This window comes from Pseudonocardia sp. SID8383 (genome assembly GCF_009864975.1).
In the GTDB taxonomy this organism is placed as follows: domain Bacteria; phylum Actinomycetota; class Actinomycetes; order Mycobacteriales; family Pseudonocardiaceae; genus Pseudonocardia; species Pseudonocardia alni.
In genome coordinates this window covers 1-17,011 of sequence record NZ_WWFY01000074.1, presented here as the reverse complement: position 1 = coordinate 17,011, position 17,011 = coordinate 1, and the positions used below count along the sequence as shown (strand labels likewise).

General features: G+C 74.6%; 13 protein-coding genes and 1 pseudogene. 10 read left to right on the top strand and 4 right to left on the bottom strand.

Features of this window, described 5'->3' with window-relative positions; translation table 11 throughout:
* On the bottom strand, window positions 1-248 hold a 248-nt coding region (locus GTW08_RS01710), incomplete at its 3' end, for a PucR family transcriptional regulator ligand-binding domain-containing protein (RefSeq protein WP_202416257.1).
* A 115-nt stretch (window positions 249-363) separates the two neighbouring features.
* On the opposite strand from GTW08_RS01710, the gene GTW08_RS01705 reads away from it, so the two are divergent.
* The 6 genes from GTW08_RS01705 (at window position 364) to GTW08_RS01680 (ending at window position 8,888) form a co-directional block, all read left to right on the top strand.
* Complete coding sequence (locus tag GTW08_RS01705; RefSeq protein WP_073574250.1) at window positions 364-1,785, top strand: aspartate aminotransferase family protein; 1,422 nt, start codon at window positions 364-366, stop codon at window positions 1,783-1,785.
* A gap of 103 nt (window positions 1,786-1,888) precedes the next feature.
* Window positions 1,889-4,288 (top strand): glycerol-3-phosphate 1-O-acyltransferase, encoded by a 2,400-nt coding sequence (locus GTW08_RS01700; RefSeq protein ID WP_073574249.1) that lies wholly within the window; start codon window positions 1,889-1,891, stop codon window positions 4,286-4,288.
* Window positions 4,275-5,792 carry an HAD-IB family hydrolase gene (locus tag GTW08_RS32800; RefSeq protein WP_100878128.1) on the top strand — a complete coding sequence of 506 codons (1,518 nt, stop codon included), beginning with the start codon at window positions 4,275-4,277 and terminating at the stop codon, window positions 5,790-5,792. Before GTW08_RS01700 ends, GTW08_RS32800 begins: the two co-directional genes overlap by 14 nt.
* Window positions 5,789-7,225: a wax ester/triacylglycerol synthase domain-containing protein gene (locus GTW08_RS01690; RefSeq protein WP_161151302.1), complete on the top strand. Its 1,437-nt coding sequence runs from the start codon at window positions 5,789-5,791 to the stop codon at window positions 7,223-7,225. Before GTW08_RS32800 ends, GTW08_RS01690 begins: the two co-directional genes overlap by 4 nt.
* The gene (locus GTW08_RS01685; RefSeq protein ID WP_073574246.1) at window positions 7,222-8,016 is read left to right on the top strand and encodes an alpha/beta fold hydrolase; all 795 of its coding nucleotides are present in this window, start codon (window positions 7,222-7,224) and stop codon (window positions 8,014-8,016) included. Before GTW08_RS01690 ends, GTW08_RS01685 begins: the two co-directional genes overlap by 4 nt.
* On the top strand, window positions 8,013-8,888 hold the full coding sequence (locus GTW08_RS01680; protein WP_161151301.1) for an FAS1-like dehydratase domain-containing protein: 876 nt from the start codon (window positions 8,013-8,015) through the stop codon (window positions 8,886-8,888). Before GTW08_RS01685 ends, GTW08_RS01680 begins: the two co-directional genes overlap by 4 nt.
* Before the next feature lie 40 nt (window positions 8,889-8,928).
* Here the strand turns inward: GTW08_RS01680 and GTW08_RS01675 are convergent, their stop codons facing one another.
* The 3 genes from GTW08_RS01675 to GTW08_RS01665 are packed head-to-tail and all read right to left on the bottom strand — an operon-like array spanning window position 8,929 to window position 12,933.
* Window positions 8,929-9,675 (bottom strand): Clp protease N-terminal domain-containing protein, encoded by a 747-nt coding sequence (locus GTW08_RS01675; RefSeq protein WP_161151300.1) that lies wholly within the window; start codon window positions 9,673-9,675, stop codon window positions 8,929-8,931.
* 49 nt (window positions 9,676-9,724) lie between these two features.
* Window positions 9,725-11,014, bottom strand: a complete 1,290-nt coding sequence (dinB, locus tag GTW08_RS01670) for a DNA polymerase IV (protein WP_346009834.1) — start codon at window positions 11,012-11,014, stop codon at window positions 9,725-9,727.
* Window positions 11,015-11,061: 47 nt separating this feature from the next.
* Window positions 11,062-12,933: a hypothetical protein gene (locus GTW08_RS01665; RefSeq protein WP_161151298.1), complete on the bottom strand. Its 1,872-nt coding sequence runs from the start codon at window positions 12,931-12,933 to the stop codon at window positions 11,062-11,064.
* Window positions 12,934-13,032: 99 nt separating this feature from the next.
* Here GTW08_RS01665 and GTW08_RS01660 point away from each other — a divergent pair, with 99 nt between their 5' ends.
* The 4 genes and pseudogenes from GTW08_RS01660 to GTW08_RS01645 all read left to right on the top strand — a co-directional run.
* A complete protein-coding gene (locus GTW08_RS01660; RefSeq protein ID WP_161151297.1) occupies window positions 13,033-13,860 on the top strand; it encodes a hypothetical protein in 828 nt (275 codons plus the stop codon).
* A 49-nt stretch (window positions 13,861-13,909) separates the two neighbouring features.
* A complete protein-coding gene (locus GTW08_RS01655) occupies window positions 13,910-14,713 on the top strand; it encodes a DUF1684 domain-containing protein (RefSeq protein WP_161151296.1) in 804 nt (267 codons plus the stop codon).
* 158 nt (window positions 14,714-14,871) lie between these two features.
* Complete coding sequence (locus GTW08_RS01650; protein WP_161151295.1) at window positions 14,872-16,677, top strand: NAD(P)-binding domain-containing protein; 1,806 nt, start codon at window positions 14,872-14,874, stop codon at window positions 16,675-16,677.
* A gap of 55 nt (window positions 16,678-16,732) precedes the next feature.
* Window positions 16,733-17,011, top strand: a pseudogene (locus GTW08_RS01645) (hypothetical protein); the annotation flags it as partial.

Below are 17,011 nucleotides of genomic sequence, written 5' to 3'. Positions count from 1 at the left end.
ACCAGCCCGACCGCCCCGGCGGCCCGCAGCGCGTCGACGTAGCGGGCGGGGACGGTGGTGGGGTCGGCCACCGGCACCCCGACCGAGAGCACCAGCACCCCCGGCGGCAGCGTCCCGGCCGGGTCGGCGACCTCGCTGACGTGCACCCAGCGCACCGGGGTGCCCAGCGCCGCCCGCCCGGCCCGGACGGCGGGTGCCCCGGCCCGGACCTCCGGACGGGCCAGCACGTCGGCGATGGTCGGGTGCATAGGGATCCACTCCGTCCGCCGCGCGGTCGAGGACGATACGGATCGTATCCCTGACCGGGGCCGCCGCGGCGCCGACGATCGGAGGCGTACCGCGCCGCTACCGAGGGAGCCCCACGTGACCGCCGTCGAGAACACGACCCGGACCGAGGCCGGAGCCACCCCGGACGCGCCCGCCCTCTCGCCGCACGCCGACGCCGCCGGGCGGCATCTCTGGATGCACTTCGCCCGGATGCACGGCCGGGACGGCGCCGCCCCGATCCCCGTCATCACCCGCGGCGACGGCGTGCACCTGTGGGACGACCGCGGCCGCCGCATCCTCGACGGCCTCGCCGGCCTGTTCGTCGTGCAGGCCGGGCACGGGCGGCGCGAGCTGGCCGAGGTCGCCGCGAAGCAGGCGTCGGAGCTGGCGTTCTTCCCGGTCTGGGGCTACACGACCCCGCCCGCGGCCGAGCTCGCCGAGCGCCTGGCCCATCTCGCCCCCGGCGACCTGAACCGGGTCTTCTTCACCTCCGGCGGCGGCGAGGCCGTCGAGAGCGCCTGGAAGGTGGCCAAGCAGTACTTCAAGCTCCGCGGCCGCCCGCTCAAGCACAAGGTGATCTCCCGGGCGACGGCGTACCACGGCACCACCCACGGGGCGATGGCCGTGACCGGGCTGCCCGCGATGAAGAAGGACTTCGAGCCGCTGGCGCCCGGCGGGTTCCGCGTACCCAACACCAACCTCTACCGCCACCCCGAGTTCGACGGCGACGCCGAGGCCCTGGGCCGCTGGGCCGCCGACCGGATCGAGGAGGCCATCGCGTTCGAGGGCGCGGACACCGTCGCCGCGGTCGTGCTCGAGCCGGTGCAGAACTCCGGCGGCTGCCTGACCGCGCCGCCGTCGTACTTCGCCCGGGTCCGCGAGATCTGCGACCGGCACGACGTGCTGCTCGTCGCCGACGAGGTGATCACCGGCTTCGGCCGCCACGGCGTCCCGTTCGCCAGCGCGAAGTTCGGGTTCACCCCGGACATCATCACCTGCGCGAAGGGCATGACCTCGGGCTACGGGCCGCTGGGCGCGATGATCGCCTCGGAGAAGGTGATCGAGCCGTTCCTCGCCCCCGGCGTCACGTTCCCGCACGGCTACACCTGGGGCGGGCACCCGGTCTCGGCCGCCGTCGCGCTCGCGAACCTCGACCTCATGGAGCGCGAGGACCTCTACGGCAACGTCCTGTCCCACGCCGACGCGTTCGGCGCGACCCTCGACCGGCTCCGTGACCTGCCGATCGTCGGCGACGTCCGCGGCGACGGCTACTTCTGGGCGATCGAGCTCGTGCGGGACCGCGACACCAGGGAGACCTTCGGTCCGCAGGAGCGGGAGCGGCTGGTGCGCGGGTTCCTCCCCGGGGCGCTGTTCGAGGCGGGCCTGTACTGCCGCCCCGACGACCGCGGCGACGTCGTGATCCAGCTGGCGCCGCCGCTGATCGCGGGACAGCGCGAGTTCGACGAGATGGAGCAGATCCTGCGGGGGGTGCTCGCCGAGGCGGACAAGATCGTGTGAGTTGGCGGGCGACCGCCGCGTCGGGTTGTTGCCCAACCGGCGGGTAACTAGGTTGACCCCCGCAGGCGCCGCACCGCGGCGGGGCATGCCGACGGGGGGCTCCATGACGACCGACGACCTCACCGGCGGCGGACGCGAGGTCGTGGTGACCCAGGCCCGGTCGCACACCGAACGCGGCATCCTGCGGCGCTGGGCCGAGGAGCAGCACCCGGGCTCGGCGGTCGTCGGGATCGGGCCGAACGGCGAGGTCCCGTCCGCACTGGGGGAGGCCCTGCACGGCGACGACACGGTGATCGTCCCGGCCCGCGTGGCCTGGGTGACCCCCGAGCCCGAGGACGGCGGCCCGGTCCGCAAGCTCACCGGGCTCGCGACGTCGGCGGTGATGCGGATGGCGTGGTCGCCGCTGCACCCGTCGATGGCCCGGCACCGCCCGGATGCGGCGCGCGTCGTGGCGGGGGAGCCGGCGACCGTCGCCGACCTGGTGTCGCGGTTCGTCGCCCAGGAGAGCGGGCGGCCGGGCAGTAACGGCTTCACCCGGTTCGTCGCCCGCCAGGCCGTGCTGGCCTGCGACCGCGCGGAGCGGCGCATCCTCGGCGACCGCTACAAGGTGCCGCGCCGGATGGTCGAGCAGATCACCTCCTCGGCCCGGTTCCCGGCCCTGGTCGAGCGGCTCGCGCACCAGACCGGCAGCCCCGCCACCGAGGTCGAGCAGCGTCTGGAGTCCTGTCTGCACGAGATGGCCGCCGTGCAGAGCCCGCCCGCCATCGACCTCTTCCGGGCGATGATGGGGCCGATGCACGCCAAGGCCTGGGACGTGCAGGTCGACGAGTCCGGGCTGGAACGGCTGCGCGAGCTGAACAAGGAGCACGCGCTGGTGTTCCTGCCCAGCCACCGCTCCTACGCCGACCCCCTGCTGTTCGCCGAGGTGCTGCACGACCGCAACTTCCCGCGCAACCACGTCCTGGGCGGCAACAACCTGTCGTTCTGGCCGATGGGGTCGCTCGGACGCCGCGCCGGGATCGTGTTCATCCGCCGCACCTTCGGCGGGGACACCGTCTACAAGGCCGCGATCCAGGAGTACCTGGGGCATCTGCTCGCCAAGCGCTTCAACCTGGAGTGGTACATCGAGGGCGGCCGCAGCCGCACCGGCAAGCTGCGCAAGCCCCGCATCGGGCTGCTGCGCTACCTGGTGTCCGCGCTGGAGGAACGCCCCGAGCTCGACGCGGTGCTCGTCCCGGTGTCCATCGTCTACGACCAGCTGCACGAGGTCGGCGCGATGGCCGCCGAGCAGCGCGGCGGGCAGAAGAAGGCCGAGGGACTGGGCTGGCTCTACGGCTACTTCCGCGACCAGCGCCGCCACATCGGCACCGCCCGGGTGCGCTTCGCCGAGCCGTTCGCGCTGCGCCGTGCGCTCGACGACGCCGGCCCCGGCCGGGCCCAGCTGGAGAAGGTCGCCTTCCGGGTGTGTGCGGGCATCAACCGCGTCACCCCGGCGACGGCGACCTCGCTCGCGACGTTCGCGCTGCTCTGGGCGCAGGACCGGGCGCTGACCCTGCAGCAGGTCCGGGAGGTCGTCGCGCCGCTGGCGGACTACCTGGAGGCCCGCGGCATCCCGGTGCCGATCGCCGAGCTGCGGACCCGGCACGGCCTGCGGATGACCCTCGACCGGCTCGCCGAGGCCGGGGTCGTCACCGTCTACGACGGCGGCACCGAGCCGGTCTTCGCCGTCAGCACCGGCCGCCACCACGTCGCCGCGTTCTACCGCAACGGCGCGCTGCACCACCTGCTCAACCGGGCCATGCTGGAGATCGCGCTGCTGCGCGTCGGCGACGCCGCCCCCGACGAGGACATCGTCGAGGTCGCGTGGCGCGAGCTGGCCCGGCTGCGGGACCTGCTCAAGTTCGAGTTCTTCTTCTCCACCCGCCGTGAGTTCCGCGCCGAGATCATCGGCGAGCTGGACCTGGTCGACCCGGAGTGGCGGACCCGGGCGGCCGACCCGGCCGACGTGCGCGGTGTGCTCCGCCAGGCTCCGCTGCTGGTCGCGCCGGGCGTGCTGCGGTCGTTCCTCGACGCCCAGCTCGTCGTCGCCGACCGGCTGGTCGCGCTGGGCGAGGAGCCGATGGCCGAGGAGAAGGAGTTCCTGGAGGACTGCCTCGGCGTCGGCCGTCAGATGCTGCTGCAGCAGCGGCTCGACCGCGCCGACTCGGTGTCGCGCGAGCTGTACGCCACCGCCGTGCGCCAGGCCGGCAACCGCGACCTGCTCGGCGAGCCGGAGTCCGGCGCGGCCGGCGCGTCACTGGGGGAGCGGCGCGCCGCCTGGCTGACGGAGGTCACCGCGGTGATCCAGGATCTGGGACGGCTGGGCGAGTTGCAGCGCGCCCGCCTCGAGGTGGTCCTCGGCTCCGGCGGGACGACGGCGCCCGAGGCGGCCCCGGCGTCGCCGGTGGTCCCGCCCTCCGGGGCGAAACAGCGTGCGGAAGGGGATACGGGTGTCGCCAGCTGACGGGACGCCGGCCGGGGACACCCGGGACCGGCTCCGGGCCATCCGGGAGGCGGAGCCGGGACCGGGGACGGTCGCGTACTTCGACTACGACGGCACCGTCATCGACGGCTACTCCGCGGGGGCCTTCTACCGCAAACGGCTGCGCGAGTTCGACGTCGGGCCGGTCGAGATGGTGCGCACCGTGCTGTCGGGCATGCGCGGGATCCGCACCGACGACGACTTCAAGGAGTTCCTCTCCATCACGCTCGCGACCTGGAAGGGCCGCAGCGAGGACGAGCTCCACGCCCTCGGGCGGACGCTGTTCCGTGACGAGATCGCGGGCTCGCTGCACCCGGAGGTGTGGGAGCTGGTCGCCGCCCACCAGGAGCAGGGCCACCAGGTCGTGATGGCGTCCTCGGCGACGCGGTTCCAGGTGCAGCCGATGGCCGACGAGCTCGGCGCGGACCGGGTGCTGTGCACCGAGCTGGAGGTGCACGACGGCGTGCTCACCGGCCGGGTCGCGGGCACCTCGCTGTGGGGCACCGGCAAGGCCGAGGCGGTCCGCGCCGACGCCGCCGCGCACGGTGTCGACCTGGCGGGCTGCTTCGGCTACGCCAACGGCACCGAGGACGCGGAGTTCCTGTCCGCCGTCGGCCACGCGGTCGCGGTGTCACCGACCGACTCGCTGCGCGCGCTCGCCGGCGAGCGGGGATGGCCGGTGCTCGACTGCGCACCCCGCGGCGGGCTGTTCCCCAGCGTCACCGACGTCGCCCGCACGGCTGTCTTCTACGGCGGCATGGCCGGCGGGCTGGCCGCCGCGGCCGGGGCCGGGCTGCTGCACGGCTCGCGCCGCCGGTTCGTCGACATGGCCGGCTCGGTCGGCGCCGACGTCGCCTTCGGGCTCGCCGGGATCGACGTCGAGGTGACCGGCGCGGAGTACCTGCACTCCGCGCGGCCGTGCGTGTTCGTGTTCAACCACCAGTCCAAGTTCGACGTGCCGGTGCTGATGAAGCTGCTGCGCGAGAGCTTCACCGGCGTCGCGAAGAAGGAGGCCGCGCAGATCCCCGTGTGGGGGCAGCTGTTCTGGGCCGCCGACGTCGCGTTCATCGACCGCTCCAACTCCCGCGCCGCCCGCGCGGCGCTGCAGCCGGCCGTCGACAAGCTGCGCGACGAGGGGATCTCCCTCGCGATGGCGCCGGAGGGCACGCGCTCGCCGACGCCCCGGCTCGGCCCGTTCAAGAAGGGCGCGTTCCACATCGCGATGCAGGCCGGGGTGCCGATCGTGCCCGTGGTCATCCGCAACGCCGGGGAGATCATGTGGCGCGGCGCCCAGACGTTGCGCGGCGGGACCGTGCAGGTCGCCGTCCTGCCTCCGGTGGACACCTCGTCCTGGGTCCCCGAGGACGCCGGGAAGTACGCCGAGGAGGTCCGCGGCCGGTTCCTCGACACGCTCGCCGCGTGGCCGGAGCGCCGCATCGCCCAGCAGTACGACCGCAGCGACCACAGCCAGGAGGACCCGGCATGAGCGACTCCCCGGCGGGCTGGGGTTCGGCCCGCGAGATGTCGCCGTTCGAGGTCATGATGTGGCGGGCCGAGGGCGACGACCCCCGTTTCCGGTCCCCGGTCCTGGCCGTCGAGCTGCTCGACGCCAAGCCCGACTGGGACCGGCTCGTCGCCGCCGTGGACTGGGCGACGCGGATGGTCCCGCGCTTCCGCGAGCGCATCCGGGAGCCGCTGGGCGGGCTCGGTACGCCGTACTGGATCCACGACCTCGAGTTCGACCTCCACTACCACCTGCGCCGGGTGCGGATCCCCGGCGCCGGACCGGGCTTCTGGGCGGAGCTGTCCCCGATCGCCGAGCAGTTCATGATGACCCCGTTCGACCGGGAGCGTCCGCCGTGGGAGGCCATGCTCGTCGAGGGGCTGCCCGGCGGGCGTGCGGCGTTCCTGCTGAAGCTGCACCACGTGCTCACCGACGGCATGGGCGTGGTCCAGCTCCTGTCGCAGCTGCACAGCCGCAAGCGCGAGCACGACGACACCAAGCCGCAGCCCGCCGCGCCCGAGCCGACCTCGCCCGACCCGCTCGCCGAGGTCGACCGGCTGGTCCGCCGCGAGGCCGGGATCGTCCCGGCGGCCGCCCGTGCCGCCCGCGACGTCGTCGGCGCGCTCACCCACCCGCTGTCGGCGGCCCGCGACACCGCCCGCTACCTCGACTCGGCGCTGCGGGTGCTGTCCCCGCCGCCCGGCGGTGCCTCGGAGCTGCTGCGACCGCGGGGGATGTCCTGGCGGTTCGTGGCGCTCGACGTCGACTTCGCCGACCTGCGGGCGGCGGGCAAGTCGGTGGGCGGCTCGTTCAACGACGCCTTCGTCGCGTCCCTACTGGGCGCCTTCCGGCTCTACCACGAGGCGATGGGACACCCGGTCACCGGCGACGCGACCCTGCGCACCTCGGTGCCGGTGTCGGTGCGCAGGGAGGGCGACGCCGCAGGCGGCAACCGCTGGGCACCGGCCCGGCTCGCCGCGCCGATGGGCGTCGCCGACCCGGCCCGGCGGATCCGGGAGGTGTCCGAACAGATGCGTGCCGCCCGTTCCGAGCCCGCGCTGGAGAGCCCCGACGTCGTCGCGCCGCTGCTGGCCCGGCTGCCCGGCCCGCTGCTGACCCTGGTCGCGGGCGGCTCGACCCAGGGCAACGACCTGCAGGCGTCGAACGTGCCGGGACTGCGGTCCGAGGCGTTCCTGTGCGGCGCCCGGATCGACCGCGTCTACCCGTTCGCGCCGCTGCCCGGCTGCGCGGCGATGATCTCGGTGGTCACCCACGGGGACCTGTGCTGCGTCGGGGCGAACATCGACGCGGCCGCGATCACCGACCGCGAGGAGTTCGCCCGCTGCCTGGCCGGAGGGTTCGCGGAGGTCCTCGCGCTGCAGCCCGGGGCCGCCGAGCCCATGATCGTCGGATGAGCGCACACCACGTCGGCGGCTCGGGGGAGCCGCTGCTGCTGCTCCACGGGATGACCTCCTCCTGGCGGGCCTGGAAGCCGCTGCTGCCCATGCTGGAGGAGCACCACGAGGTCTGGGCGGTCACGATGCCCGGGCACCTCGACGGCCCGTCGATGCCCGAGGGCGAGTTCAGCATGGACCTGATGGTCGACGCCCTGGTCGAGGAGCTCGACGCGCTGGGTGTGCCGGAACGGCCGCACGTGGTCGGCAACTCCCTGGGCGGCTGGGCCGCGCTGGAGCTCGCCCGCCGCGGCCGGGCCCGCTCGGTCGTCGGGCTGTCCCCGGCCGGGGCCTGGTCGGTGCCCTCGGACCTGTACCGGCTGCTCGTGGTGTTCCGGCTCGGGGCACTGCTCGCCGGGTGGGCGCCGATGCGCACGCTGGCCTCGTGCGGGGCGATCCGCAGGCTGCTCCTGCTCACCGTGGCCGAGCACGCCGACCGCTACACCGCCGACGAGGTGGCCGAGCTGTTCGACGACCTCGCCGGCTGCACCATCCTGGAGCCGCTGCTGTCCGCGGCGCGGATGGACACCGCCATCACACCGTTCGAGCAGCTGCCCTGCCCGGTGCGGGTCGCCTGGGCCGGCTCCGACCGCACGATCCCCTACGGCCGCTACGGCCGCCCGCTGATGGACGCCGTCCCCGGCGCCGAGCTGGTCGTGCTCCCCGGCGTGGGCCACGTGCCGATGGTGGACAACCCGGCGCTGGTGGCCTGGACGATCCTGCAGCACACCCGCTACCAGGTCGCGTCGTGACCGGCCCCGGCAACGCCCTCGCCGACCTCTCCGCCGCCCTCGACGGCTGGGCCCCCGGACCGCTCGTCGGCACCGACACCGTCACCCCGTGGTCGGTCGCCGCGTTCTCCGGGCTGCTCGACCTCGACCCGGTCGCCGCCGACGGGGACCCGCTCCCGCCGCTGTGGCACTGGCTCGCCTTCCTCGACACCCCGCCGATGTCCGCGCTCGGCGACGACGGCCACCCCCGCGAGGGCCACTTCCTGCCGCCGGTCCCGGACCGGCGCCGCATGTTCGCCGGCGGACGCCTGACCTGGCACGCCCCGTGGCGGGTCGGCGAACCGGTGACCCGCCGCCAGGAGCTCGGCCCGGTCCGGGTCAAGCAGGGCCGCAGCGGCGAGATGGCGTTCGTGACGACGCGGGCGGAGTTCCGCCGCGGCGACACGCTGCTCTGCGTCGAGGAGCAGGACATCGTCTACCGCTCGCAGCCGGCCGGCACCGTCCGGGGCACGGTCGCGCCGGACCCGGCGCCGCGCCCGGAGCACGAGTGGGCCTTCACCGTGCCGACCGGCCCGGAGCTGCTGTTCCGGATGTCGGCGTTGACCTACAACACCCACCGCATCCACTACGACCTGCCCTACGTCACCGGCGTCGAGGGCTACCCCGGCCTGGTCGTGCACGGCCCGCTGTTCGCCCTGCTCGGCCTGGAGATCGCGCGCCGCCACCGCCCGACGGCGTTCGTGCGCGGCTTCGAGTACCGCCTCACCGCACCGGCTTTCGCCGGCGCCGACGTCTGGGTCGGCGGGACCCCGGACGGGGACCGCATCGACGTCGCGGCCGGGTCCGACGGGGCACCGGAGTCGGTGCGGGGGAGCATCGAGCTCGCGACCTGAGCCTGCCCGGCTCCTGCCCCGGTGCACCACGGCTCCGTCCTCAGCTCTCCCCGGCCCCGGTCGTTGCCCCGCCCCCGGTCATCGCGGCGATCGCCTCGGTGACGGCCTGCTCCACCCGCTCACCGTCGACGCCCGACCGGGTCAGGACACCGTCGCCGTCCTCCTGCTCCAGCAGGGCGAGCAGGACGTGCTCGGTCCCGACGTAGTTGTGCCCCATCCGCAGTGCGTGCCGGAAGGTCAGCTCCAGGGCCTTCCTCGCGGCCGGGTCGAACGGGATCAGGGCGGGCACCGTCGTCGCCCGTTCCGGGAGCGCGGCGACGGCGGTCTCGCGCAGTGCCGCGGTGTCGGTCCCCAGCCCGGTCAGCAGCGCGACGGCCAGCCCCTGCGGCTCGGCGAGCAGCCCGAGGACCAGGTGCGCCGGGGTGATCCGGTCGCTCTCGGCCGTACGGGCCTCGTTCTGCGCGGAGACCACGACGTTGCGGGCCCGCGGGGTGAACCGCTCGAAGCCCTGCGCCATGTTCTCCGGGGCGTCCGGACGGGTGACGAACCGCTTCTGCGCGGCCTGCTTGGAGACCCCCATGCTGCGGCCGATGTCGGTCCACGACGCCCCGGCCCGGCGGGCCCGGTCCACGAAGTGGCCGATCAGGTGGTCGGCGACCTCGCCGAGGTGGTCCCCGGCGAGCACGGCGTCGGAGAGCTGCTCCAGCGGGTCCTGGTGGACCGAGGTGATGGCGTGGATGAGGTCGTCGAGGCGGACGGTGCCCCCCAGGGGTGTCGGTGACGTCATGCGTCAACCGTAAGTTGACGACGGTTGTTCGTCAACCTCGGGTTGACGATCACTCGTGTTCGGGCAGCAGGGGCACCTGCAGTCCCTCGTCGTGGCCGAGGCGGCTGGCGCGGCCGACCGAGGCCGAGCCGAACCGGCTCCGGACGGCGTCGAGCGCGGTGTCCAGGGCCGGACCGGTGTGGGCGTCGAGGGGAAGCTCCAGCTGCAGGGCGTCGTCGCGGTCCAGGTTGGTCAGCGACAGGCCGAGCAGGGTGATGCCGCGGGCGTGGATCTCGGGAAGGGCGTCGCTCAGCAGCCGGCGGGCGGCGGAGAGGATCGTCGGCGTGTGCGCGGTCGCGACCGGCAGCGTGTGCGACCGCGTGATCCGTGCGTAGTCGCCGAACCGCACCCGCAGCACGACGGTGCGGCAGACCCGGCCGCCCGTCGCGGCCCCACCCGCGTCGCGCGGTACGGACGGGCCGTCGATGTCGACGGTCTCGTCCGGCTCGTCGCGGTCGGACCCGCGGGGGGCGCGCAGGCGCCGGGCCAGCCGGTCGACGGTCGAGGCCAGGATGCCGTCGAGCTCGGTGTCGGTGCGCGGGTGGCGACCCAGGGCCCGCTGCGACCCGATCGAGCGGCGTGTCCGGTGCGTGTCCACCGGGCGGGAGTCCCGCAGGTGCGCGAGCGCGTGCAGGTGCCGTCCCGCGGCCGGCCCCAGGTAGGACACGAGCGCGGCCTCGCCGAGCGCGGCGACGTCGGCGACGGTCCGCACGCCCACCTCGTGCAGTCGCCCCGCCGTCACCGCCCCGACGCCCCACAGGCTGCGCACCGGCAGCGGGTGCAGGAACTCCCGCTCCCGCGCCGGGTCGACGACGAGCAGCCCGTCCGGTTTCGACGCCCCACTGGCCACCTTGGCGAGGAACTTGGTGCGGGCCACGCCGACGCTGATCGGCAGCCCCGCCTCCCGGGCCACCCGCTCGCGCAGCCGCGCGGCGATCTCCCGGGGCGTGCCCGCGATCCTCGCCAGCCCGCCGACCTCCAGGAACGCCTCGTCGATCGACAGCCCCTCGACCTCCGGGGTCGTGTCGCGGAACAGCGCGAACACCCGGCGGCTCGCCTCGGAGTAGGCCGCCATCCGCGGCGGGACGACGATCGCCTGCGGGCACAGCGCCCGCGCCTGGCGGCCGTTCATGGCGGTCCGCACGCCGTGCGCCTTGGCCTCGTAGCTCGCGGCCAGCACGACACCGCCGCCCACGACCACCGGCCGCCCCTGCAGGCGCGGGTCGTCGCGCTGCTCGACCGACGCGTAGAACGAGTCCAGGTCGGCATGCAGGATGGTGGCCAGGCCGCGCACGAACACATGTTCGCATGCGGCGGGGTCCGCGGCGAGCGGCTGCGCCCGACGGCTCAGGCGCCCCCGGTCCGGCTGCGCCAGCGTTCCCGGGCCCGGCGTGCGGCCTTGGCCACCGCGGCGTCCGGGTGGTGCTCGCCGAGCGCGGCCAGCACCTCGCCGACCCGCGGGTGGTCCAGCTGCCACACGGCGTCGAACACCTCGAGGGTCTCGGGCGGGAACTCGGCGGCGAACGCGTCCGGCCAGTCCTCGGCGTCGACGGTGTCCAGCGCGACGGCCAGCACGTCGATCGAGGCGGTGAGCAGCAGCTCCGGCTCGACGGCGTCGGCGTCGAGCTCTCCGCGCGCGACCAGCCGGCGCGCCACCATGCCGCGGTGCGGGCCGTCGAGGTGGTCGTGCAGCAGGGTGTCGACGGCCTCGGCGCCGAAGCGGTCCGCGGCCACGCCGGTCGCGGTGAGGGCGACGAGCAGGGGCTGGCCCGGCGCGAGCGCCGCCGCCACGAACTCGGCCACCGCCCGCGCCGGATCGGGCTGCGCGGCGTGCCAGGCGTCGATGTCGCGGCGCCATTCGTCGGGCGGGACCTCTCCGGCCAGCTCGACGATCTCCGCGGCCGAGGCGACCGCCGGGTCCGGCCGGGTCGGGTAGTGCAGGTCCTCCGCGGCGAGCAGCAGCAGCGCGCACGCGACCCCGCCCGGGGTGAGCTGCACGATGCCGCCGACCCGGACCTCCTCCGCCCCGTCGGGCTCGTGGCTCGACCCGGTCCAGGCGACCATCCCGAGCCGCTCCAGCTGCTCCAGCAGCGTCGCGGTCCGGAGCGAGGCGACGTCGGCGTCCCCGTCGGCGTCCTCGGTCCAGTCGAGCAGCACGTCCAGGGCGTGGCGCAGGTCGTCGTGGTCGACGCCGTCGTCGACGTGGCGCAGCAGGAACAGCAGGGCCGGGGTCGCGTCCTCCGACGGCGGACCCTCCTCGGCGCGCAGCAGCGCCTCGATCGCCTCGTCGTCGATCTCACCGGTGAACACCACGTCCGCTTCGGGTGCGGTGTCGTCGACCGGGGTCGGCGCGGCCTCCCGGACGGGCAGGTCCGGGTCCACGGTGTCCTCGGCGGCGACGTGCGGCCAGCCCGTCGACAGCGCGCCCACCTCGCGGGCGGCGAGCACCAGGTCCTCGTGGGCGGAGGTGTCGTCCAGCCCGGCGAAGCGCGGCACCGCCACCAGCCGCCCCGACTCCCGCCGGACGGCGCCGGCGCGCACGCTCGTCTCCAGCACCCAGGTCAGGGTCCGCAGCCGGGTCGAACGGTCGAGGCGGACGACACGGTCCGGCTCGTCGCCGGTGCCGAGCAGACCGACCAGCTCGCGGGCGTCGGCCAGGCGCAGGTTGCCCGTCGCGGTCAGGGACCGGCCGCGCGGGCCGCACCAGCCGGCCAGCGCCCGCGCGTCGTGCAGGATCCGGGCCTGCGCCGCGGACGCCGCCCGGTCGGCGGGCGAGGGGATCCGCACCGGGTCCGGGTCGTCGCCCAGCTCGGTGAGCAGCGGCGACCCGGCCCCGGCCTCCAGCTCGTCGTACTCCTCGACGTACTCGCCGCACAGCCGCCGCACCTGCGACGGCCGCGGCGAGCCCGGGGCGAGCAGCCCGCGCTCGTCGAGGAACTCCACGAACGCGGCGACGCTGGCGGGCACCAGCCGCACCGGCAGCCGGTGCTCCAGCACGATGTGCGGGCACCAGCCGTCGAGGAAGGTCTCGACGTGCTCCAGCGGCCAGTCGGCGAGGTCGCCGTCGCCGGCGAGCCACTTGTACTGCAGCAGCAGCTCCGCCGACATCGGTTCGGCGACCACCTCGTTCTCGGTCAGCCACGCCGCGAACCCGTCGAGGAGTTCCTGGGCGGCCGCGTGGAACTCGTCGTCGGAGTCCGGGCCGAACCGCATGCGCATGGGCCGAGTGTGCACGCCCGGCACCGGCCACACACCCACGGGCGCCGATCGGCGTGTCCGGAGCAGGTCGTGCCGCGGGCGGGCAGGATGGGCCCGGACATGACCACACTGTTCGCCCTGCTGATCGCCGCGACGGCGATGGTCGGCAACACCGTCGCCGCCCTCTGGGAGGCCCGCGGCAGCCGGCTGGCGAAGTACGGGCGCCCGGTGTGGCTCCAGCCGTGGTTCCTGGCCGGGCTGCTCGCCGACGTCGTGGCCTGGGTGCTCACCGTCGTCGCGCTGCGGTACCTGCCGGTCTTCGCGGTGCAGTCGATCCTGGCGGGCGCGATCGCGCTGACCACACTGGCCGACCACGACTGGAACCCGTGGAACCTGATCCGGCGCGACCGGTGGGCGGTCGTCGCGGTGCTGGCCGGGCTGGTCGTGGTGGCCGCGAGCGCCGCGCCGGACCGCCCGGACGCGCTGCCCCCCGTGGCCACCCCGGTCCTGCTGGTGTCGTTCGTGGTGATCCTGGCCGCCGCCCCGTTCGTGTGGCGGGCCGGACGGCCGATGCTGCTGGCGCTGCTGGCCGGGCTGGGCTTCGGCGGGACCGCGCTGGCCGTCCGCGCGATCCACCCCGGCCCGCTCCGATGGGAGACCGCGGGCAACCTGCTGCTCGACCCGCTGGTGTACGGCGTCGTCGCGATGGGGGTGCTCGGGGTGCTGGCCTTCGCCCGCGCCCTGCAGGACGGCGCCGTCGGCCCGGCGACGGCGGTGCTGTCGGTGACCGAGGTGGTCGTGCCCGGTCTCGTCGGGATCGCGCTGCTCGGCGACCGGATCCGGCCCGGCTGGGAGGGGGCGGCGCTGGCCGGGGTCCTCGTCGCGCTCGGCGGGGTGATCGCGCTGACCCGCCCGGACCCGGAGTCGGTCCGCCGCCGCGTGCACTGAGCCGCGGCCCCGGGGGAACACCTCCGCCCGGCTGTGGTGTTGCCCCCACATGACGAGCACCCTCACCGCCCACGACGCGTGGCGCACCGCGCGCGAGCAGACCCTCCGCGAGCCGCACGGCTGGCTGTCCCTGACCGCGCTGCACTGGCTCGACGACGGTGACGGTGCCGTCCCCGGGCTGCCCGGAACCTGGCGCGCCGCGGGTCCCGACAAGGTCGCGGTCACCGCCGTCGCGGACGACGGGATCGTGCTGCCCGGCGCGACCGGCCCGCTCGACGGCACCGCGCACGTCCGGCCCGTCGACGGCGCCCCCGGCGTGATGGTCGCGGTGGGGGAGCGGGTCGTCGAGATCGCGCGGCGCACCGACTCGTGGGCGCTGCGCGTGCGCGACCCGCAGGCCCGCACCCGGACCGCGTTCACCGGGGTGCCCGCCTGGCCCTACGACCCGGCCGCCGTCGTCGACGCCGTGTTCACCCCCTACGACGCGCCGCGGACGGTGACGGTCGACGCCGTCGTCGCCGGGTTGCAGCACTTCCCGACCGCGGTCGGCGAGGTCGCGTTCGCCTGGGCCGGCGCTCCGCAGCGGCTCGTGGCGCTGGCCGGTAAGGACGGCGGCCTGTCGCTGCACTTCCGCGACGCCACCTCCGGGGACACCACCTACGGCGGCGGCCGCATCCTGCGCACCGACGACCCGGCGCCGGACGGGACGCTGGAGGTGGACCTGAACCGGGTGGTGAACCTGCCGTGCGCGTTCACCGCCCACGCCACCTGCCCGCTGCCGCCCGCCGGAAACACCCTGGACGTGGCCGTCGAGGCGGGGGAGAAGAGCCCGCTGCGGCCCGACCTCGCCTGAGGCCCCCGGTCCTGCCGCGGTGAGGGGGAGTTGCAACCTCCCCGCAACCGGTGTCGTGGATCACGCGGGTGGTGTTCACTCACCTCCGTTGCCCCGACGACCGCGGCAGGACGGCGAGCGCCGCCCCGGTCGTGGCGAACCGCTCGCAGGAGGTGCCCGTGACCACGACGCAGGAGAAGTCCGCCGCACGCACGACCGCGGAGGGTTGGCTCACCGCCTTCGCCGACGCCCTGTCCGCCCGCGACATCGACCGCGCCGTCGCGCTGTTCGCCGACGAGAGCTACTGGCGCGACCTGGTCGCGTTCACCTGGAACCTGAAGACCGTCGAGCACCACGACGGCGTCCGCGACCTGCTCGAGAACACCCTCGACGGGACCGACCCGTCGCACTGGGAGATCTCTGCGGAGCCGACCGAGGCCGGCGGTGTCACCGACGTGTGGTTCACCTTCGAGACCGCCGTCGGGCGCGGCTCCGGGCACGCCCGCCTCGTCGACGGGAAGGCCTGGACGTTCCTCACCACCCTCGACGAGTTGAAGGGGCACGAGGAGCCCCGCGGCGAGAACCGGCCGTTCGGCACCGAACACGGCGCCAACCCGGACCGGGTCACCTGGAAGGAGCGCCGCGAGGCCGAGCTGGCCGAGCTGGGGCGCACCCGCGACCCCGAGGTCGTGATCATCGGCGGCGGCCAGGGCGGTATCGCGCTGGGCGCCCGGCTGCGCCAGCTCGGCGTCGACACGATCATCGTCGAGCGCAACGAGCGGCCCGGCGACTCGTGGCGCAAGCGCTACAAGAGCCTCGCCCTGCACGACCCGGTCTGGTACGACCACCTGCCGTACCTGAAGTTCCCGGACAACTGGCCGGTGTTCGCGCCGAAGGACAAGATCGGCGACTGGCTGGAGTTCTACACGCGGATCATGGAGCTGAACTACTGGGGCTCCACCACCGCGCGCAGCGCCGAGTTCGACGAGGCGTCCGGCCGATGGAGCGTCGTCGTCGACAAGGCGGGCGAGCAGATCACCCTGCGCCCGCGCCAGCTCGTGATCGCGCTCGGCGTCTCCGGCAAGCCGAACATCCCCGACTTCCCGGGCCGGGAGCAGTTCCGGGGCGAGGTGCAGCACTCGTCGCAGCACCCCGGCCCGGACGCCTACCGGGGCAAGAAGGTCGTGGTCATCGGGTCGAACAACTCCGCGTTCGACATCTGCGGTTCGCTGTGGGAGGTCGGCGCCGACGTCACCATGGTGCAGCGCTCGTCCACCCACATCATCAAGTCCGACACGCTGATGGAGTACGGCCTCGGGGACCTCTACTCCGAGCGCGCGGTCAAGGCGGGCGTCGACACCCACACCGCCGACATGATCTTCGCGTCGCTGCCGTACCGGATCATGCACACGTTCCAGAAGCCCGCCTACGACAAGGCCCGCGAGGTCGACGCGGACTACTACCGGCGGCTGGAGGAGGCCGGGTTCGAGCTGGACTTCGGCGACGACGACTCCGGCCTGTTCATGAAGTACCTGCGCCGTGGCTCGGGCTACTACATCGACGTCGGTGCCGCCGAGCTCGTCGCCGACGGCAAGGTGAAGCTGGTCCGCGGGCAGATGCAGGAGTTCACCGAGAAGGGGGTGCGGCTCGCCGACGGCACCGAGCTCGACGCCGACCTCGTCGTGTTCGCGACCGGCTACCGGTCGATGAACGGCCTCGCCGCCGACATCGTCGGCCAGGACGTCGCGGACAAGGTGGGCAAGGTGTGGGGCCTGGGCTCGGACACGACCAAGGACCCCGGTCCCTGGGAGGGCGAGCAGCGCAACATGTGGAAGCCCACCCAGCAGCAGAACCTGTGGTTCCACGGCGGCAACCTGCACCAGAGCCGGTTCTACTCGCTGTACCTGGCGTTGCAGCTCAAGGCGCGTGAGGCGGGCATCGACACCCCCGTCTACGCGCTGCAGGAGCGCCACCACCTCTCCTGACCGCCGAGCGGGAGAGACCTGTCGGGGACGGTCACCGCCGCACTACGGTGCGGTGGTGACCGTCCCCGACATCGCGGTGCAGGCCGCGCGGGCGCTGTGGGCCGAGCTCGAACCGGTCCACGACGTCGTGTACTTCGCCCCCGAGGCGCGGGCGGCCGCCGAGGCGGCCGGGTTCCGCGGGTTCTGGCGCGGCTACTTCGCGATGCGCGCCGCCCCGCTGGGGCCGGTGGGCGCGGCTCCGGTGACGGCCGCGTTCCACGGCTTCCACCCGTCGATGGTCGCCCGTGCGCTGCCCGGGGTCTGGTCGCCGGGGTCCCCCGACGGGGCGCTCGCG

Bases quoted from the DNA above. Each gene is read 5' to 3' on its own strand.
- GTW08_RS01675 (WP_161151300.1), bottom strand. From the start codon at position 9,675: ATGACGTCACCGACACCCCTGGGGGGCACCGTCCGCCTCGACGACCTC.
- GTW08_RS01700 (WP_073574249.1), top strand. From the start codon at position 1,889: ATGACGACCGACGACCTCACCGGCGGCGGACGCGAGGTCGTGGTGACC.
- GTW08_RS01690 (WP_161151302.1), top strand. From the start codon at position 5,789: ATGAGCGACTCCCCGGCGGGCTGGGGTTCGGCCCGCGAGATGTCGCCG.
- GTW08_RS01685 (WP_073574246.1), top strand. From the start codon at position 7,222: ATGAGCGCACACCACGTCGGCGGCTCGGGGGAGCCGCTGCTGCTGCTC.
- GTW08_RS01665 (WP_161151298.1), bottom strand. From the start codon at position 12,933: ATGCGCATGCGGTTCGGCCCGGACTCCGACGACGAGTTCCACGCGGCC.
- GTW08_RS01660 (WP_161151297.1), top strand. From the start codon at position 13,033: ATGACCACACTGTTCGCCCTGCTGATCGCCGCGACGGCGATGGTCGGC.
- GTW08_RS01655 (WP_161151296.1), top strand. From the start codon at position 13,910: ATGACGAGCACCCTCACCGCCCACGACGCGTGGCGCACCGCGCGCGAG.